A 14,876-nucleotide genomic window follows, 5' to 3' on the forward strand; every position below is an offset into this window, starting at 1 on the left:
CCTTCTTCCCAACGTTGTACTGCGAAAAGCTATTCCGCGGCCAGTTAATATTCTCGCTAGTTCCACAATTCGAATTAATCATGGCGAAATCTTTCAACCGTGCCTATCATCGGGACACGTACCCGAAGAAAGGATTTAACAAATGGCTGTTTACGAACTTCCTGACCTCCCATACGCATTCGACGCACTGGAGCCACACATCTCCGCAGAGATCATGGAGCTCCACCACGATAAGCACCACGCAACCTACGTTGCTGGCGCTAACGCCGCACTCGAGGCACTCGAGGAAGAGCGCAACGGCGAGGCTAACCCGGATCGCATCCGTGCCCTCTCCAAGAACTTGGCGTTTAACCTGGGTGGCCACACCAACCACTCCATCTTCTGGAAGAACCTGTCCCCGAACGGTGGCGGCGAGCCAACCGGCGAGCTGGCAGAGGCTATCAACCGCGACTTCGGCTCCTTTGAGAAGTTCAAGGCTCACTTCTCCGCCGCTGCTACCTCCCTGCAGGGCTCCGGCTGGGCCGTTCTGGGCTACGACCACATTGCTGGCCGCCTCATCATCGAGCAGCTGACCGACCAGCAGGGTAATACCTCCATCAACTTCACCCCGCTGCTGATGCTGGATATGTGGGAGCACGCTTTCTACCTGCAGTACAAGAACGTTAAGGCTGACTACGTTAAGGCCGTATGGAACGTCTTCAACTGGGATGACGTTGCTGAGCGCTTCGCTGCAGCCACCAAGTAACTCCTTTTAGTTACTTCGGCCGCCCCTTCGGGGCGGCTTTTTCTATGCCCGGATAAACTCCCGGAATTGCTGCACTGGGGGTGCGTCGTCCCCGGCGCGCCACACTAAACCGAGCTCGCGGTACGCTGGCGGCGTGAGGGGAATCAAGCTCCCCACCTGTAGATAAGGATCATCCAGCGGCAAAAGCGCCACCCCGAGTCCTGCCGCTACCAGCCCCGCAACGGTAGTAAGTTCCATCGACTCGAAGACGAGGTGGGGGCTAAAGCCAGCGTCGTCCGCGAGGGCATCGAGAAGCATGCGCGTGCCATAGCCTGGGAGCATGCCGATGAACGGTTCTGCAGCGAATTCCGCTAGTTCCACCTCCCGACGGTTCGCTGCCCAGTGACCCTCCGGCACCGCAAGGCCTAGTCGCTGCACCTTAATTTGGTGCCAGCCCAGGGCTGCATCAGGCCGCGGGCCCACGAGAGCAAGGTCAGATTCGCCGTTTTCCACCCTGCTCACCAGCTCCTGCGCCGCGCCTTGATGCAGGCGAATATCCACGTGCGGGTGCTGCGCGCGATAGCTCTTGAGCAGGTCCGGAACCAACCAGGTTCCCAGCGAGTGCATGAAATCTAGACGCACGGTGCCGCGTTCTGGATCCATGAGGCGGGCAACATCGTCCCGCCCTACCTGGTAGGCGCGGAGCATTTCTCGCCCAGCCGCAGCGAAAGCCCTCCCACGCGAATTCACGTGTAGGGTGCGCCCAGTGCGCTCGAAAAGGCGGGCGCCAAGACTAGCTTCTACGCGCTGTACGCGGCGGGTCAGCGCGGATTGGGAGATCCCCAGTTCATCGGCCGCAGCACCCACGCGACCATGATCCACCACGGCGAGGAAGCCGCGAACATCCTCCACATTCATGCATACTCCGCATCGTTTAGTGTAATTTTCCACATTTTACACATACTGCATGGCCGGGCAGGCTAAATAACATGACTCGAACGCGGCGCGCAACGGTAGCCATGCTCCTGGTGGGCTTGGCTATTTTCTCCAGCCTGTATTCCACCCAAGCCATTCTTCCCACGCTGGTAGACAACATGGGCCTTTCTTCCACCGAGGCGGCCATGACCGTATCGGCCGCCACGGGCGCGCTGGCCCTATGTGTGGTGCCCGCATCCATCCTCTCCGAGCGTTTCGGCCGCGGACGCATCCTGCTTATTTCGGCCGTTTCCGCGACCGGGGTGGGGCTCATTGTTCCCCTCGCCCAGGAGGGGTGGCAGCTCATCGTGGTACGCGGCCTGCAGGGTGCGCTGCTGTCCGGCGCCCCCGCCACGGCAATGGCATGGCTTTCTGAAGAGCTCGATGGCAAAGCCCTGCCGCGGGCTATGGGCCTATACATTGCAGGCACCTCCGTCGGTGGCCTTACCGGCCGCCTCATTCCCACCGGACTGGTGGAGATTTCCACGTGGCGCTGGGCGCTCTTCGGCTCGGCGCTGGTCTCACTCGCCTTTGCCATTACATCGTGGCTGCTGCTTCCTACCCAATGCAATTTCCGGCCTAAATCCATCCATCTCAAGACCGAAAGCAGGGCACTTTTGAGCCATTGGGCCAACCGGGATTTGGCCTTGCTCTTTCTCACCGCATTCCTGTCCATGGGCACGTTCGTCTCCATGTATAACTTCTTAACCTTCCGGCTTATCGATGATTTTGGGCTGACCCCTTCGCTAGCCGGCTTGGCCTTCCTGTTCTACCTTTCTGGCACTTGGTCCTCGGCTCGGGCTGGAGCGCTAGTGGCGCGGATCGGCCACGGGAAGACCCTGTGCGGCTCGGCTGCACTTTTTACTGTGGGCATCGCCTTCTGTGCCGGTAACCTTCCGCTGACGCTTCTCGGAATGATCGCCTTTACCGTGGGCTTTTTCGCCGTACACTCCACCGCCTCCGGGTGGGTGGGCCAGATTGCCACCCACGACCGCGCGGAGGCTTCCTCGATGTATGTGTTCTGCTATTACTTTGGCTCTTCTGTGGTGGGCGCATGTGCCGGCCTGCTTTTCGACGCCCTATCGTGGCCCCTCTTCATTGCTTTCTTCACCGCCGTAGCCCTCGCCCTTACTGCGCTGACTTGGACCAAGATTAAATCCGGCTAAAATCGGTTTTATGCCTGAGAATAAGTGGTCGGCGCGGACATGGCACCGCAAGGCCTCCCGTCCCGTCTCCCTATGGATGATGGTTTTCATCCTCGTGGGTGCAACGCATACCTTGGTCCCGAACTACCGGTGGGTACTCATCCACCTCTTCACCCTCGGACTGGTAAGCAATAGCATCATCGTGTGGTCCCAGCACCTCACGGAGAAATTCACCCAACAGCGCCTCCCCGAGTCTGCCCGCCCTACCCAATTAGCCCGCATCTACGGCCTCAATGCCGGAATCATCCTCGTGTTAATCGGCCAAATCCTCATGGAGTTCTGGTCCCAACACTGGATTGTCACCCAGGTGGGCGCCACGCTCATTGCACTGATAATGCTCTGGCATGCGGTATCGCTCTTCCAGCAATGGCGCGGTGCCAAAGATAAGCGCTTCCGCCCCGTAGTGGGCGCCTATGTACTTTCCGCCCTGTGCCTGCCGGTGGGTGCCATCTTTGGCGGGCTGCTGGCCGTCTATCCCGGCCATCCCACGCTGCTACTCGCCCATATCGCCGCCAATATCGGCGGATTCATCGGCTTGGCCGCGGCCGGTTCTCTCACCATCCTTTTCCCCTCCATCTGGCGGACCCAAGGTATTAATCGCCACATGCACTCCTCCTTTGCACTGCTCGCAGTCGGTGTGGTTGCCACCATCGGGGGCGCTTTCCTCGGCTTCCCCGAATTGGGACTTATCGCCTACTGCTGCGGTTGGGCGCTGAGCTTGCAGCAGTGGCTCGCTAATGTGCTGACGGTGGCTAAGGACCCGCGCGATCGCATCACCTTTGCCTCGGTCTCCGTGCTCATGGCCTCGCTATGGCTGGTGCTGTCTTTGGTGTATTACACGGTGCAGCATTTCTTTATGCCCGAGCCGGCGCTGCCCACCCTCGCCTTGCTAGTGGGGTTTGCCGGTCAACTGCTCATCGGCGTGATGAGCTACCTCTTGCCCAGCACCATGGGCGGCGGCCCCGCTGCCGTCCGGGCGGGCTTGCAGCAACTGGACAAACTCGGCCTCCTGCGCGCCACCTTTGTCAACGGCGGGCTGCTCATCTGGATCGGCACCGATATTTCCCTGCTTAAGGTGGTGGCCTCCCTCCTGTGCATCCTGTCCCTGGCAGTCTACCCCGTGCTCATCTCCCGGGCAGTCAAGGCCCAGAAGCAGGTCTTGATGAAGAAGGCGGAGGGTCCGGATCCGAAGCCCGGGCCAGAATGGAACCAGGTCTATGCGGGCATAGCGATCCTCGCGGTCATCTACGCCCTATTTACAGCGCTGTAGTACCCGGCGCGCCGGCATCCATCCACTCGCGGACCGCGCGGGTGGCCTGGACGTCGCCGGAGTTATAGTCCAGCAAGCGCTGCCGCGCCACGAGGTCACCAGCTAGCGCCTCGCGGCGCGCGTTCACGGATTCTTCGCCGTCGAAGTCTTCTTCTGGCCAGGTAAAACCCGCTTCTGGGGCGACTACCTTTAGGCCTAGGCCGAAGGGACCGGCGAAGGATCTTTTGACGTGGGCGAACATATCCACCCACTCCGGTGAGGAGATAAACTCTTCTACTTCCCGCTCATCCACCTCGCGGAAACGCTGCGCGGACATGCGCATCCAATGGTTCTCACCGTGGGACGAGTAGCAATATGCAGCAAATGTTTTGCCCTCCGCATGTGCCTTAGCACGCACATCCATCAACCAGCGCCAGAACGCCGCAAAGTTCTCTGCCTCGGCGCGCCCGCCCAACGGATCCCACGTAACAAATGGGACATAGTTGCCGTCGTGCCAGGCTCCCCATAGGTACGCGCCCTGGTCCAGGTAAGCTTCCATGTCCACGTCTACCTCCACGTCCGCACGCGGAACGTGCACGTCGCCGCGGCGCAGCAACACCTCCCCGGCGCGCCAGGCAGAAGCAAGGCGGGAGGGTTCGCCCAGGTCGGCGTCAATAAGCGCCTGCACGGTAGTAATCCCGCGCTCGCGGTAAGGCTTAGCACGATCGCCGGACAGGAAAAGCGAAATATCATCCGCTGCCACCAGCTCCTGCTCGCACAAGGACCAAAAGCGGCAGCTCGCGCACTCCTTAACCCGCACCGGCGCGGTAGGAAGCGGCTGATTCCAGGCGCGTTCCAGATCAAACTTCGCTGTTTCCGTAAAAAATGCCCGGGTGCGGTCCTGCCCGATGGCCCCGCCCCGGCCGGAATCGAGCCCGAGATCCTGCAAAGCACGGGCAGCAAACGCTAAGCGGTAGCCATCTACCGCATGATGGCGCAGCTTATACGGCGCCTCAAGCGGCTCACTCAGGCCCAAGCGATGGGTGGGTACCGCCGGCGTCGTCTTGGTGTCATTCTTACGGGCCACACGGTGATTGGACACGATAATTGGGGTGTACTTATCACCCTCGCGCAGCAGCAAATCTACTCGCACCATCCACTCCGCGGTGGCGAAGACCGCGTTGGTGATGTGCGTATACCCGGAAGCTAAGGCCTCAAGGGTGCGCATGGAGCGCTCCCACTCATCACCTTCCAGATCTATGCGGCGAAACCTGCCAGAGCCCTTGCGGGGAAACATCTGCATGACGGCCTCCGCTGCGGCCGCGTGGCGTTCCGCCCGGGCAATCGAGGCATGGGTACGCGGCATCTCGGGGTGCGCGCGCCGCTGCACTAAGCGGTAGCGGCACCCCACAAGATCCGAAGCAACAACCACATCCTCCACACCGGGTGAGCTTAATAGAACGGCAAGGTAAAGTTGAATCCACACTCGATCAAACGTGAGGGAAATTTAATGAGCATTCTGAAGAAAGTTAAAAAGGCCCGCCAAGAAGCACGCGCACAGGCAAAGGCCGCCAAAACCCGCGCCAAGGCAGAGGTAAAGGCCCAGTCTAAGGACCGCCGCCGCCAGCAAAAGCTCCTGGCCAAGCAGGAAAAGCACCTCATTAAGTCGGAGGAAAAGGGCCTTAAGAAGCGCCGCAAGCACGAGGAGAAGATGGCCAAGAACGAGCTAGCCAAGCTCAAGGCCGGCCGCTTTAACTCCGATAACATCAAGCGCTATGCCGGTGCACTGCGCACCGCCGCACCCCTGCTGCTGCCGCTCCTCTACCGCGGTTACGTGGGCCTGAAGACCGAGGGCGAAAAGCGCAAGGCCGCTAAGGCGGGCGTGAGCTCGGATCAGATGGCTTCCTTCTCCGGCTACGGTGCGCCGCTCAAGGCCCGCACCGCCGGCATCCGCAACTCCCTCGATAACACGGACGTTCCGGCCGGCTTCAAACGCGATGTGCGTGACCGTCTGCAAGAAGTAGACTCCGCCATCGATAATGCCGAGTTCATGACCGAACAGCAGCGTCGCCGCGCTCACAAGACCATTAGCTCGGAAATTGACTCCATTACTGCGGAAATCCAGCAGCGCCTGGCCCAGTAAAAGAGATACACGCCGCCACCGCCTCCTATTCGGTGGTGGCGTTTATTATTTTCTATAAAGATCCGGGATTTTTCGGGAAAAGTATTTTCGGCCAGAAAAAGTTGCTGATAATCTTCTCACCGCCCTACCCCTTTAACACCGTTTATGCTCCCTGTACTTGGTGCAATTTTTAAAATTGGAGGAAATACGTCCCGCCGTGAAGTGACCCAATTTTACGACGATTTGGACCACACCCTATTCCCTGAAGACCAGCTAGAAGTCGTTCGCTTCAGCGTAAACGGTCAAAATTACCTTATCGATCTCTCCACGGATAACGCGCGGCATTTCCATAATCTGCTCGCCCCCTACGTGGACGCCGCCCGCATAGCCCCCGCGCTCGATGCGCAGCGGGCAAGCCCCAGCCACATCCGCGAATGGGCCCGCACCCAAAGCCTGCCAGTGGCGCACCGCGGAAAGATCCCCCAGGACGTTATCGAGGCGCATAACGCCGCTAATTAAAGCACGCCTTGCTCGCGCGCTGCCGCCACAGCAGAGGTGCGCGAGCGCACGCCCAACTTGTCATAAATGTGCACAAGGTGGGACTTTACCGTGGCCTCAGACAGCATGAGGTCCTGGCCAATCTGCCGGTTCGACGCCCCCGCTGCTACCAGCTGCAAGACCTCGAGCTCACGCGGCGTGAGCGAGGTGCGTGGCGTACGCACGCGAGTCATCAGCCTATCGGCCACGATGGGAGATAGCGCCGAATCACCCTCCGCAGTCGAGCGCACTGCGGACAGCAGCTCGTGCGGTGGTGCATCCTTGAGCAAATAGCCCACGGCACCGGCTTCGATAGCGCCGAGGATATCCGCATCAGTGTCATAGTTGGTAACCACGAGGACCTTGGGCGGGGTGGCCATCGCGGAGCGAATCTGCGCGGTTGCCTCCGCTCCGCCCATAACACGGGTCCCTTCCACACCCGCGCCGAAGCGCAGGTCCATCAAAATGACATCGATGCCGCCCGCCTGCGCTGCCGACACCGCAGCTTCGGCCGTAGCGACCTCCCCTACGACGTCGATATCCTCTGCGCCCTCAAGCACGGAGCGCAGACCCAGGCGGACGATTTCGTGGTCATCTGCCAATAGGACCCGAATCACGACATTCCTCCTATCGATGTCATTGTCAACCAAAAGTTTAATCTACCCGGTTGCCTAAGGGCATACTAACTGACACGGCAGTGCCCTCCCCCGGCGCGGATTCAATAATGACCTCCCCACCTAGCTCCTGGGCGCGGCGCCTAATTGCGGCCAGCCCAATATGCCCGAGCCCAGCCGGGGTGCTTTCCACCGCGGCCGGATCAAAGCCCTTGCCGTTATCCACCACATCCAGGCGCACCTCGTCACCCTCATAGGTCACCGTGATCCGGGCACGGCTTGCCTCTGCATGCTTGACGACGTTCCCCACAGCGCCCTGCGCAATCCGCAGCAGCGCCGCCTCTACCTTCATGGGCAGCTGCTGTACCTCTCCTTCGGATTCCACCTCGACGTGAATATCTCCGGTAGCGCCGAAATTTTCCGCCATACGGGTCAACGCGGCCTCAAGGGATGCCTCATTGAGCGTCGGCGGCTGCAGGGCAGCAATCATGGCGCGCGCCTCGTGCAAATTATCCGCGGCCGTCCTGCGGGCCAGCTCGATGCGCTCTCGCGCCTTGTCCGCGTCCTGCTTATCCAGATCCCGGTCCGCCGAATGCAGGAGCATTTGAATGGAAGATAGTCCCTGGGCAAGGGTGTCATGAATCTCGTGCGCAATGCGCTGACGTTCGGCCACCATGCCGGCATCGCGCTCCGTGGCTGCCAGCTGCGAACGGGTTTCAATCAACTCTTTATTCATCCGCGACAGCGTCCGGAAGGCGTAGGTGATCGCTATCGTCACCAGCGCCGAGACCGCCGGCCCCATGACGCCGCCGAAGGTCAGACCCTGCGGAATCTGCACCACCACGGTGATGATCGAGGCAACGATGACGCACGCGATGCCCGCCGCCATGTCCAGCACCGTGAGGTACAAAAAGAACATCGCGAAAACCAAATAGATTGCCGCTGGGGCCACGAACAGATCCGCCACCCACAGCACCGAGAGGATGCACAGCCACAGGTAGCGCACCGGCCTTGCCCAATATTCCCCGTATACCGAGCCAGCGAAATACACGGCCGCAAAGCCCACCAAAAGCAACAGGTTGATGATCGCTTGCGAAAGCGGCATCCGCGCGGAGGTAAAAATGCCCACCACCAGCAGGCCAGCGGTCAGGATATGGATGCCGGTGCGCAGCGCGTCGGTATCCCGGTCTATTGTGGAGCTCATGCGCAAAAGCCTACTTCCCCTACTCGCCCTAGCCACTTTTGGGATCGCCGGCTGCGATTCATCCGCGCCCACCCCTGCACCCACCACCACGGTGACTCCGGAGGCTTCGGAGAAACCGGAGGTTAACGTCGCCCAAACCGCGGAAGTCAATGACTGGAGCGATTGCCCCTACATCGGCCCCGGCTGGCTCGAAGAAACCAACGGCCAGCGCCTGACCAAGCAGGGCATCGACACGCGCTTTCCCACCCCGGCCTGCGTCTTTTGGTCCTACCAGGACGAGCCACAGGCCACCGTCATCGTGCGCGATATGCCCACGGTCGAGGACGCCCGCGCCGCAGTGGATTGGGCCGCGCCTATCGACGCCACCGAACCCGCCTCCTTCGACGGCTGGGAAGGTGGCCGGGGCGTAGTCAATGAGCACGCCGTGTACGCGGTGCAAAAGGACACGCACGCGGTGCTGGTGTGGAGCAACCAGCAACAAACCGTTAAGTCAGAGCAAATCGCCCACGAAGCGATCGCCAACTTGGGTCTTTAGACCGCGACGTCGTTATACGGCATCATCGGCGACAGCCACGGGAATACAACCTCCATAAGTAGGAAGAAGACTCCCACCGCAATAGCAATGGCCAAGATGGCCTTCACCGGCGTCGGCCCCGGCAAGAGATTCCACAAAGCGCGATACATTATTTCTCCTCTTTTTCTACTTCCATAGCGTGCACAATCATGCGCTCCGCGTTGGAAAACTGCGGGTGACACGTGGTCAAGGTCAAGATCTCGCGGCTCGGATCGGCGTCCGACTCTGGCACGGGGTTGGTCACCGAGACGTCGCCAGGCGTCGTAATATGCCGCCCAGCCACATGGGAATACTCCAGCGGAATTCCATTGAAACAGTCCGCCTGCTCGCCATCGATGGGCAATACGCGATAGGTAATTCGCTCCTTCTGCGTCTCCACCACGATGTCATCGCAGGTCTCTAGCTTGCCCAAGTCATTAAAGGGAGCCCCCTTGCCCACGCGGTGGCCCGCAACCGCAAAGTTGCCCATCTCTCCCGGCATCTGGGAATCCACGTAGCGGCCCGGGCCGCGCAGCAGGTCATCTTCATTGGTGCCCTCAATAATGGCGAAGCGGTAGTCGGAACCGAACGTGGGTATGTAGAGCTGCGCGAAAGCCTCACCCAACTCCGGCTCCAGCTTCTGCCGCGGATTGCGCCATTGCTCTTCGAGGTGAGCGCTCGCTTCCTCCTGCAGCTGACCGGATTCTACATTTGTCCAATAGGCTTCATAGAATGCAAAGAGTAAAAGAACCACGCCAATGGTTAGCATGAGTTCCCCAAGAACTTTAGTCATGCCTTAAACCATACTGCCCATGAAAGGTTGAGCATGTACGAAGTCTTCATGTACCCGGTTTCTGGAATCATGAAATTCTGGCACTGGCTCATCAGCAGCTTCGTCGGTGAATCTACCGCCTGGCTGATTTCCATCATCCTGCTGGTTATCACCGTGCGCGGCGTCGTTGTTCCCCTGAACTGGATTTCCGTACGCTCCGCCCGCATCGGCGCACTCATCCGCCCGGAGAATAACCGCATCAAAAAGCAGATGAATAACGCCACCACCACCGAGGAAATGGCGGAGCTCATGCAAGAGGAAAAGAACCTCATGAAGAGTTATAACTACAACCCCGCAGCTGGTTGTGTTCCCCCGCTCGTCATGATTCCGGCCTTCATCGGCCTCTATCAAGTGCTCCTGCGCATGTCGAATATTGAGCGCGGCTCCACCACCGTGGGCATGCTCAATGCCTCCGATGTTTCGGCCTTCCGCGAAACCACCTTCTACGGCGCTCCGCTGACGGATTTCGCCCGCGAACACGGCGATCTCATCAACCCCATCCTCATTGCTGCCATCGCCTTTACCATGGCAAACTCGGTGATTTCCCTCGTGCGAAGCTTCCGCACCACTCAGTTTGATAAGAAGGTTAACCGCCGCGTCTTCATACTCATGGGCTTTTTGCTGTTGGTAATCCCTTTCTTCCTGTGGCACCTAGCCCAAACCGGACCTATCCCAGTAGCAATCATTCTTTACTGGGGCTGCGCCTATCTCTTCATGCTGATCCAAACCGCTATCTTTGAGATCATTTTGCACCGCGACTACCCGCTTACTGAGGATGTCCACGCTATGCGCCGCGAAAGCATTCGCCGCTGGCGCAAGCGCGAAAAAGAACCCACCCTCTCCAAGGAGGAGAAGAAGCGGGTTAGCCAGCTACGTATGGAGGCGCGAAAATACCTTAAATCGAATAATCAGCAGGGGGAGCGGAAAGCATCTGAGTAGCCAGGTCGCGAGCCGTCTGCAGCGGCCCAATCTCCTTGGTGAGCCGAGCACCCGCACGGCCGCCGTCCAAGAAAATCAACAGCTGGCTCGCCTGCGAGGACGATGGGTAACCGTTGCGCTCTGTTAGCAAGGCCGTCAGAGTGGAATGCACCCAATTACGGTGTTCAACGCAGGCAGCCACGATACCGTGTTCCGCCTCGGTTTCGGGGCGCGGATACTCTCCGGCCGCATTTAAGAAGTGGGATCCGCGGAATTCCTGCGTGGGTTCTTCCTCGATCGCCTTATCAAAAAAGGCAAGGATCTTTTGATCCGGATCCGTCATCTCCGCGGTACGCTGTTCCCAATCTTGGCGAAACTTCTCATCCAAAGCTTCTACATAAGCGATAACGAGCGCATCTTTGGAACCAAATAAAGAGTACAAAGAAGCTTTAGCCACATCCGCCTCGCGCAGGATGCGGTCGATTCCGATGACACGAATGCCTTCGGTGGTAAAAAGCTTGGTCGCCGATTCCAGCAGCCGGCTGCGCGGGCTGGGCCGATTACGGCGCGACTTCTTCTCTGCCATGGGTTCCTCTCTAAAACGACAAAGCCGGTTCATCTATACTTTATAGACAAACCGGTTTGTACGCGAATTAAATTTGGGCTACTTCTTGATGAGCCCCACGATCCACAACAGGATACAAGCACCACCCGTAGCGGCAATCAAGGAGAAGATCCATCCACCTTCCTCAATGTTCAGGAAGTGGATAATCATGCCACCGATGATGCCACCCAGCACACCAACAATAAGGTTGGTCAGCAGGCCGTGGTCGCGCTTCATAATCTTCTCTGCCAGCCAGCCGGCAATGATACCAATGACAATCGAGCTGATAAGCCCCAGACCCAAGTTCATAAATTCCTCCTAAATTAGCGGGTATACCTTAGCGTACACGAGCGCACACTACCTAAGGAAGCTCCGCACAACAAGAGCGCTCCGCCCTTGTGGGCGAAGCGCTCTATGAATAGCAGTCTCTAGCTTTCCTCATCCGGACGGACAACCATCATCGGGCACGGTGCGGACTGCAACAGTGCGCGAGAGGTCGAGCCCAAGAGCATGCCTTTAAAGCCGCCGCGGCCGTGCGAACCAACAACCAATAGCTGCGCGCCTTCTGCAGCCTCGGTCAAAGCACTCACCGGACGGTCACGGGTAATGAGCTTCTTTACCTCAACCTCTGGGTACTCCTCGCGCGGCTCCTTCAGATTCTCGGTCAGAAGCTCGCTCTGCTCCTTTTCAATATCAGCCCACTCGGACTGGGCGGCCGACAGACCCGCCAAGGAAGCCTGCACCTGCATATCCATCCAAGTATGCACGGCAATCAAAGCAGCACCGCGGGCCTGTGCCTCGCGGAAGGCGTAAGCCGTGGCCTTCTGCGATACCTCGGAACCATCCACACCAACGACGACAGGGCCGTACTTGGTGGAATCCGTAACATGATTATCTTCGCGAACGACGACCACTGGGCAAGAGGCGTGGGATACAACCGAAGCAGAAACGGAACCCATCACCATGCCGGACAGGCCACCCATGCCGCGGGAGCCCATGACAATCATGGTGACATCGTGCGACATTTCTAGCAGCATGTCGATGGGGGAACCCTCGGCCACAGTATGACCAATCTTCAACTCCGGGGCCACCTCATGAGCGATGGCGCGAGCTTCCTCGATCTTCTCGAGGGTCTCGGCCTGCAAGTCGTCGAAAAGCTCCTTTGGCGGAACCATGCCCTCTGCGTACAGGAACTGTGGCATGGTGTAGCTAGATGCGATCCGCAGTGGAATCTCGCGCTTCATAGCCGTATTTGCGGCCCAACGTACTGCATTCTTCGATGCATCCGAACCGTCAACGGCAACGACTACAATGTCTTCCTTAGCCATGATGTGTCCTTTCGGTGGTTATACCTTAATTGTAGTACGGATTAGGCTTGAGGGTTGACGGTTGCAGCCTCGGAATTCGACGGGAACATAACGGTGTACACAAACTCCAGGACGGTGCGAATTACGGCACCAATACCTTCAGAGAAAAAGGCAACAACCGGTTCAATGAGAGAGTTAAAATCCATGGACAAAACATTAATACATCGCCGAAAAGGTTTCACGCCTTTGCCGATTAAAGACGGTCTGAATCCAACCCGCGTGCGCACTCCCGAGGCAGGCATAACGGCCTGGGATTTTCTTAGTACAGTAATTTCGGCACAACGCCATCGACACCCCGACGACGACGCCTCGGCGCTCCAGGCGCGCTTCGACTCTGGCGAGGTTGTCCTACGCAATCAGACCAAGCTTCGGCCGGACTCAATATTAGGCAACGACGAGGACGTCTTTTTCTACCGCATTCCGGCACCCGAAACACCGGTGCCTTACGACGTCCCCATTCTCTTCGAGGATGAACATATCCTCGTCGCCGATAAGCCGCCGTTTATGGCAACCATGCCACGCGCACGCCACATCGTACAGACAGCTACAGTCCAGCTCCGACGAATGACAGGAAACGCCGAGCTCGCACCGGCGCACCGCCTAGACAGACTTACCTCCGGAATTTTGCTATTCACCAAACACCGCGATGTCCGCGGCGCCTACCAGACCCTCTTTGCGGAAAAGAAGGTACAGAAGACCTATCAGGCGATCGCCGAATATCGCCGCTTTCCGACGCCCCTGCAGTGGGCCTCCCACCTCACCAAAACCCCAGGCGAAATCCAGGGCCGAATCGGCGACGGTCGCCCTAACGCATTCACCACGCTCGCTTCAGTCGAGCGAATAGACAACACCCCTTATGAAAAAATCCACGGCGACCTGCCGCGATTGGGCAAGTACACGCTAAAACCAACAACGGGAAAGACCCATCAATTGCGTCTCCATATGTGGCAGGCCGGCGTACCCATCCTGGGTGATCCCGTCTATCCAAAAATCTTTCCCGAAGAAGCAGAGGACATGCGTATTCCTATGCATCTCACAGCGACCCATATCGAATTCACCGACCCTATTAGCGGAAAGCCTCGGCAATTCGAGTCCGATCTACCTCTTTACACGCACCACCTAGTAGAGAATCAATAACCTAGGCCGGATAGCCAATGATCAATTCGAGTGCACTTCGCATCAAATTGTAGAAGGCACTACCAAAGTTCTGACCCGGACAGCTATTCACTCCTAGCTTCGACCATCATTTGAAGCACACTCATGAAATACCCCGATAAGGCAGCGATGCCGAAAATCCAATTCAGTGCGACGTTGCCTACGATAATTACCGACATAAGAAACAATAGAGTACAAACCGCAGCGAATAAAAGGTAAATTCGTGCTCTATTTCGTTGGTTCCCCATCTCTTTCCCTTTCTTGAAATCAACGATCCTGGCGCAGGGGTGATCCCCACGTTGAGCCAGTATAGCGCGTGCAGTTCCTCAGTATGCGAATACGCCTAAGCATACGCGCATGTTCCGTCGACCGCGACGCTCTTCGCAACCTTCTTAAGACCATCGAATTCAGAGTTTTCCCAGCGATTTAGTCTCTAAGACCGATAGAGAATGTATAGTGTCATAATTTGCCAAAAGTCCAGGCGAATTAGGTACTATCCACTTACTCCCCATCCGGCGAAATGCGATCGATTGAGTGGTAACGGGCTTGACCCATTACGTCGCCGCGAGCTTTGTCACCCCACGTAGCGTCATAAGACCCACACTACATCCCCTGCTCTACTTGATCCACCACGGTAGAAATTTGCGCTTGGTTCATGCTGTTGAGGCTAGCAAAACGCAAAAAAGGGAAGGAGACGGTTGCTTACCGTTTCCTTCCCTTTGTGTTTCATTATGGAGTTTTGTTTTGTTGTTTGGTGTCGGCGGTGACTTACTCTCCCACAACCTCCCGGTTGCAGTACCATCAGCGTGTGCAGGCT

At 58.1% G+C, this 14,876-nt stretch carries 18 protein-coding genes; 8 read left to right on the plus strand and 10 right to left on the minus strand.

The window, feature by feature from the left end:
• Positions 1 to 142: 142 nt before the first annotated feature.
• Positions 143 to 745, plus strand: coding sequence for a superoxide dismutase (locus tag QP324_RS05790; RefSeq protein WP_005325362.1), 603 nt, complete (start codon positions 143 to 145; stop codon positions 743 to 745).
• A 42-nt stretch (positions 746 to 787) separates the two neighbouring features.
• On the opposite strand, the gene QP324_RS05795 is transcribed toward QP324_RS05790, so the two are convergent.
• Positions 788 to 1,642 (minus strand): LysR family transcriptional regulator, encoded by an 855-nt coding sequence (locus QP324_RS05795; RefSeq protein WP_239278631.1) that lies wholly within the window; start codon positions 1,640 to 1,642, stop codon positions 788 to 790.
• A 71-nt stretch (positions 1,643 to 1,713) separates the two neighbouring features.
• On the opposite strand from QP324_RS05795, the gene QP324_RS05800 reads away from it, so the two are divergent.
• Positions 1,714 to 2,865: an MFS transporter gene (locus tag QP324_RS05800; RefSeq protein ID WP_284815014.1), complete on the plus strand. Its 1,152-nt coding sequence runs from the start codon at positions 1,714 to 1,716 to the stop codon at positions 2,863 to 2,865.
• A 10-nt stretch (positions 2,866 to 2,875) separates the two neighbouring features.
• Positions 2,876 to 4,174, plus strand: coding sequence for a copper oxidase (locus QP324_RS05805; RefSeq protein ID WP_284815016.1), 1,299 nt, complete (start codon positions 2,876 to 2,878; stop codon positions 4,172 to 4,174).
• On the opposite strand, the gene QP324_RS05810 is transcribed toward QP324_RS05805, so the two are convergent.
• Complete coding sequence (locus QP324_RS05810) at positions 4,161 to 5,594, minus strand: TM0106 family RecB-like putative nuclease (RefSeq protein WP_284815017.1); 1,434 nt, start codon at positions 5,592 to 5,594, stop codon at positions 4,161 to 4,163. The two genes, QP324_RS05805 and QP324_RS05810, sit on opposite strands and share 14 nt — an antisense overlap.
• 69 nt (positions 5,595 to 5,663) lie before the next feature.
• On the opposite strand from QP324_RS05810, the gene QP324_RS05815 reads away from it, so the two are divergent.
• Both QP324_RS05815 and QP324_RS05820 read left to right on the plus strand, forming a co-directional pair.
• Positions 5,664 to 6,296 (plus strand): DUF6474 family protein, encoded by a 633-nt coding sequence (locus tag QP324_RS05815; protein ID WP_284767268.1) that lies wholly within the window; start codon positions 5,664 to 5,666, stop codon positions 6,294 to 6,296.
• 201 nt (positions 6,297 to 6,497) lie between these two features.
• Positions 6,498 to 6,794: an Lsr2 family protein gene (locus tag QP324_RS05820; RefSeq protein WP_308768357.1), complete on the plus strand. Its 297-nt coding sequence runs from the start codon at positions 6,498 to 6,500 to the stop codon at positions 6,792 to 6,794.
• Here QP324_RS05820 and QP324_RS05825 read toward each other — a convergent pair.
• Together QP324_RS05825 and QP324_RS05830 are read right to left on the minus strand one after the other, a co-directional pair.
• The gene (locus tag QP324_RS05825; RefSeq protein ID WP_040425341.1) at positions 6,791 to 7,429 is read right to left on the minus strand and encodes a response regulator transcription factor; all 639 of its coding nucleotides are present in this window, start codon (positions 7,427 to 7,429) and stop codon (positions 6,791 to 6,793) included. The two genes, QP324_RS05820 and QP324_RS05825, sit on opposite strands and share 4 nt — an antisense overlap.
• Before the next feature lie 37 nt (positions 7,430 to 7,466).
• Positions 7,467 to 8,630 (minus strand): sensor histidine kinase, encoded by a 1,164-nt coding sequence (locus QP324_RS05830; RefSeq protein ID WP_239282353.1) that lies wholly within the window; start codon positions 8,628 to 8,630, stop codon positions 7,467 to 7,469.
• On the opposite strand from QP324_RS05830, the gene QP324_RS05835 reads away from it, so the two are divergent.
• Complete coding sequence (locus QP324_RS05835; RefSeq protein ID WP_284815022.1) at positions 8,629 to 9,165, plus strand: DUF2020 domain-containing protein; 537 nt, start codon at positions 8,629 to 8,631, stop codon at positions 9,163 to 9,165. The two genes, QP324_RS05830 and QP324_RS05835, sit on opposite strands and share 2 nt — an antisense overlap.
• On the opposite strand, the gene QP324_RS05840 is transcribed toward QP324_RS05835, so the two are convergent.
• Together QP324_RS05840 and QP324_RS05845 are read right to left on the minus strand one after the other, a co-directional pair.
• Positions 9,162 to 9,314: a hypothetical protein gene (locus QP324_RS05840; protein ID WP_005325347.1), complete on the minus strand. Its 153-nt coding sequence runs from the start codon at positions 9,312 to 9,314 to the stop codon at positions 9,162 to 9,164. The two genes, QP324_RS05835 and QP324_RS05840, sit on opposite strands and share 4 nt — an antisense overlap.
• Positions 9,314 to 9,976: a class E sortase gene (locus QP324_RS05845; RefSeq protein WP_284815023.1), complete on the minus strand. Its 663-nt coding sequence runs from the start codon at positions 9,974 to 9,976 to the stop codon at positions 9,314 to 9,316. Before QP324_RS05845 ends, QP324_RS05840 begins: the two co-directional genes overlap by 1 nt.
• Positions 9,977 to 10,009: 33 nt before the next feature.
• On the opposite strand from QP324_RS05845, the gene yidC reads away from it, so the two are divergent.
• On the plus strand, positions 10,010 to 10,954 hold the full coding sequence (yidC, locus tag QP324_RS05850) for a membrane protein insertase YidC (protein ID WP_284815025.1): 945 nt from the start codon (positions 10,010 to 10,012) through the stop codon (positions 10,952 to 10,954).
• Here yidC and QP324_RS05855 read toward each other — a convergent pair.
• The 4 genes from QP324_RS05855 to QP324_RS05870 form a co-directional block, all read right to left on the minus strand.
• Positions 10,911 to 11,519, minus strand: a complete 609-nt coding sequence (locus tag QP324_RS05855; protein WP_005327015.1) for a TetR/AcrR family transcriptional regulator — start codon at positions 11,517 to 11,519, stop codon at positions 10,911 to 10,913. The two genes, yidC and QP324_RS05855, sit on opposite strands and share 44 nt — an antisense overlap.
• 78 nt (positions 11,520 to 11,597) lie before the next feature.
• Positions 11,598 to 11,846 (minus strand): GlsB/YeaQ/YmgE family stress response membrane protein, encoded by a 249-nt coding sequence (locus tag QP324_RS05860; protein ID WP_005327014.1) that lies wholly within the window; start codon positions 11,844 to 11,846, stop codon positions 11,598 to 11,600.
• 119 nt (positions 11,847 to 11,965) lie between these two features.
• A complete protein-coding gene (locus QP324_RS05865) occupies positions 11,966 to 12,865 on the minus strand; it encodes a universal stress protein (RefSeq protein ID WP_005325338.1) in 900 nt (299 codons plus the stop codon).
• Between the two features lie 41 nt (positions 12,866 to 12,906).
• On the minus strand, positions 12,907 to 13,050 hold the full coding sequence (locus tag QP324_RS05870) for a hypothetical protein (protein WP_005325337.1): 144 nt from the start codon (positions 13,048 to 13,050) through the stop codon (positions 12,907 to 12,909).
• Here QP324_RS05870 and QP324_RS05875 point away from each other — a divergent pair.
• The gene (locus tag QP324_RS05875) at positions 13,049 to 14,041 is read left to right on the plus strand and encodes a pseudouridine synthase (protein WP_284815028.1); all 993 of its coding nucleotides are present in this window, start codon (positions 13,049 to 13,051) and stop codon (positions 14,039 to 14,041) included. The two genes, QP324_RS05870 and QP324_RS05875, sit on opposite strands and share 2 nt — an antisense overlap.
• The last annotated feature ends 835 nt before the right edge of the window (positions 14,042 to 14,876 follow it).

The organism is Corynebacterium sp. UMB0012, assembly GCF_030216265.1.
Taxonomy (GTDB): Bacteria; Actinomycetota; Actinomycetes; order Mycobacteriales; family Mycobacteriaceae; genus Corynebacterium.

Coding starts and splice junctions, on each gene's coding strand:
- QP324_RS05815 (WP_284767268.1), top strand. CDS start 5,664: ATGAGCATTCTGAAGAAAGTTAAAAAGGCCCGCCAAGAAGCACGCGCA.
- QP324_RS05805 (WP_284815016.1), top strand. CDS start 2,876: ATGCCTGAGAATAAGTGGTCGGCGCGGACATGGCACCGCAAGGCCTCC.
- QP324_RS05835 (WP_284815022.1), top strand. CDS start 8,629: ATGCGCAAAAGCCTACTTCCCCTACTCGCCCTAGCCACTTTTGGGATC.
- QP324_RS05875 (WP_284815028.1), top strand. CDS start 13,049: ATGGACAAAACATTAATACATCGCCGAAAAGGTTTCACGCCTTTGCCG.
- QP324_RS05790 (WP_005325362.1), top strand. CDS start 143: ATGGCTGTTTACGAACTTCCTGACCTCCCATACGCATTCGACGCACTG.
- QP324_RS05865 (WP_005325338.1), bottom strand. CDS start 12,865: ATGGCTAAGGAAGACATTGTAGTCGTTGCCGTTGACGGTTCGGATGCA.
- QP324_RS05855 (WP_005327015.1), bottom strand. CDS start 11,519: ATGGCAGAGAAGAAGTCGCGCCGTAATCGGCCCAGCCCGCGCAGCCGG.
- QP324_RS05860 (WP_005327014.1), bottom strand. CDS start 11,846: ATGAACTTGGGTCTGGGGCTTATCAGCTCGATTGTCATTGGTATCATT.
- QP324_RS05870 (WP_005325337.1), bottom strand. CDS start 13,050: ATGGATTTTAACTCTCTCATTGAACCGGTTGTTGCCTTTTTCTCTGAA.
- QP324_RS05800 (WP_284815014.1), top strand. CDS start 1,714: ATGACTCGAACGCGGCGCGCAACGGTAGCCATGCTCCTGGTGGGCTTG.
- QP324_RS05830 (WP_239282353.1), bottom strand. CDS start 8,630: ATGAGCTCCACAATAGACCGGGATACCGACGCGCTGCGCACCGGCATC.
- QP324_RS05795 (WP_239278631.1), bottom strand. CDS start 1,642: ATGAATGTGGAGGATGTTCGCGGCTTCCTCGCCGTGGTGGATCATGGT.
- QP324_RS05840 (WP_005325347.1), bottom strand. CDS start 9,314: ATGTATCGCGCTTTGTGGAATCTCTTGCCGGGGCCGACGCCGGTGAAG.
- QP324_RS05845 (WP_284815023.1), bottom strand. CDS start 9,976: ATGACTAAAGTTCTTGGGGAACTCATGCTAACCATTGGCGTGGTTCTT.
- yidC (WP_284815025.1), top strand. CDS start 10,010: ATGTACGAAGTCTTCATGTACCCGGTTTCTGGAATCATGAAATTCTGG.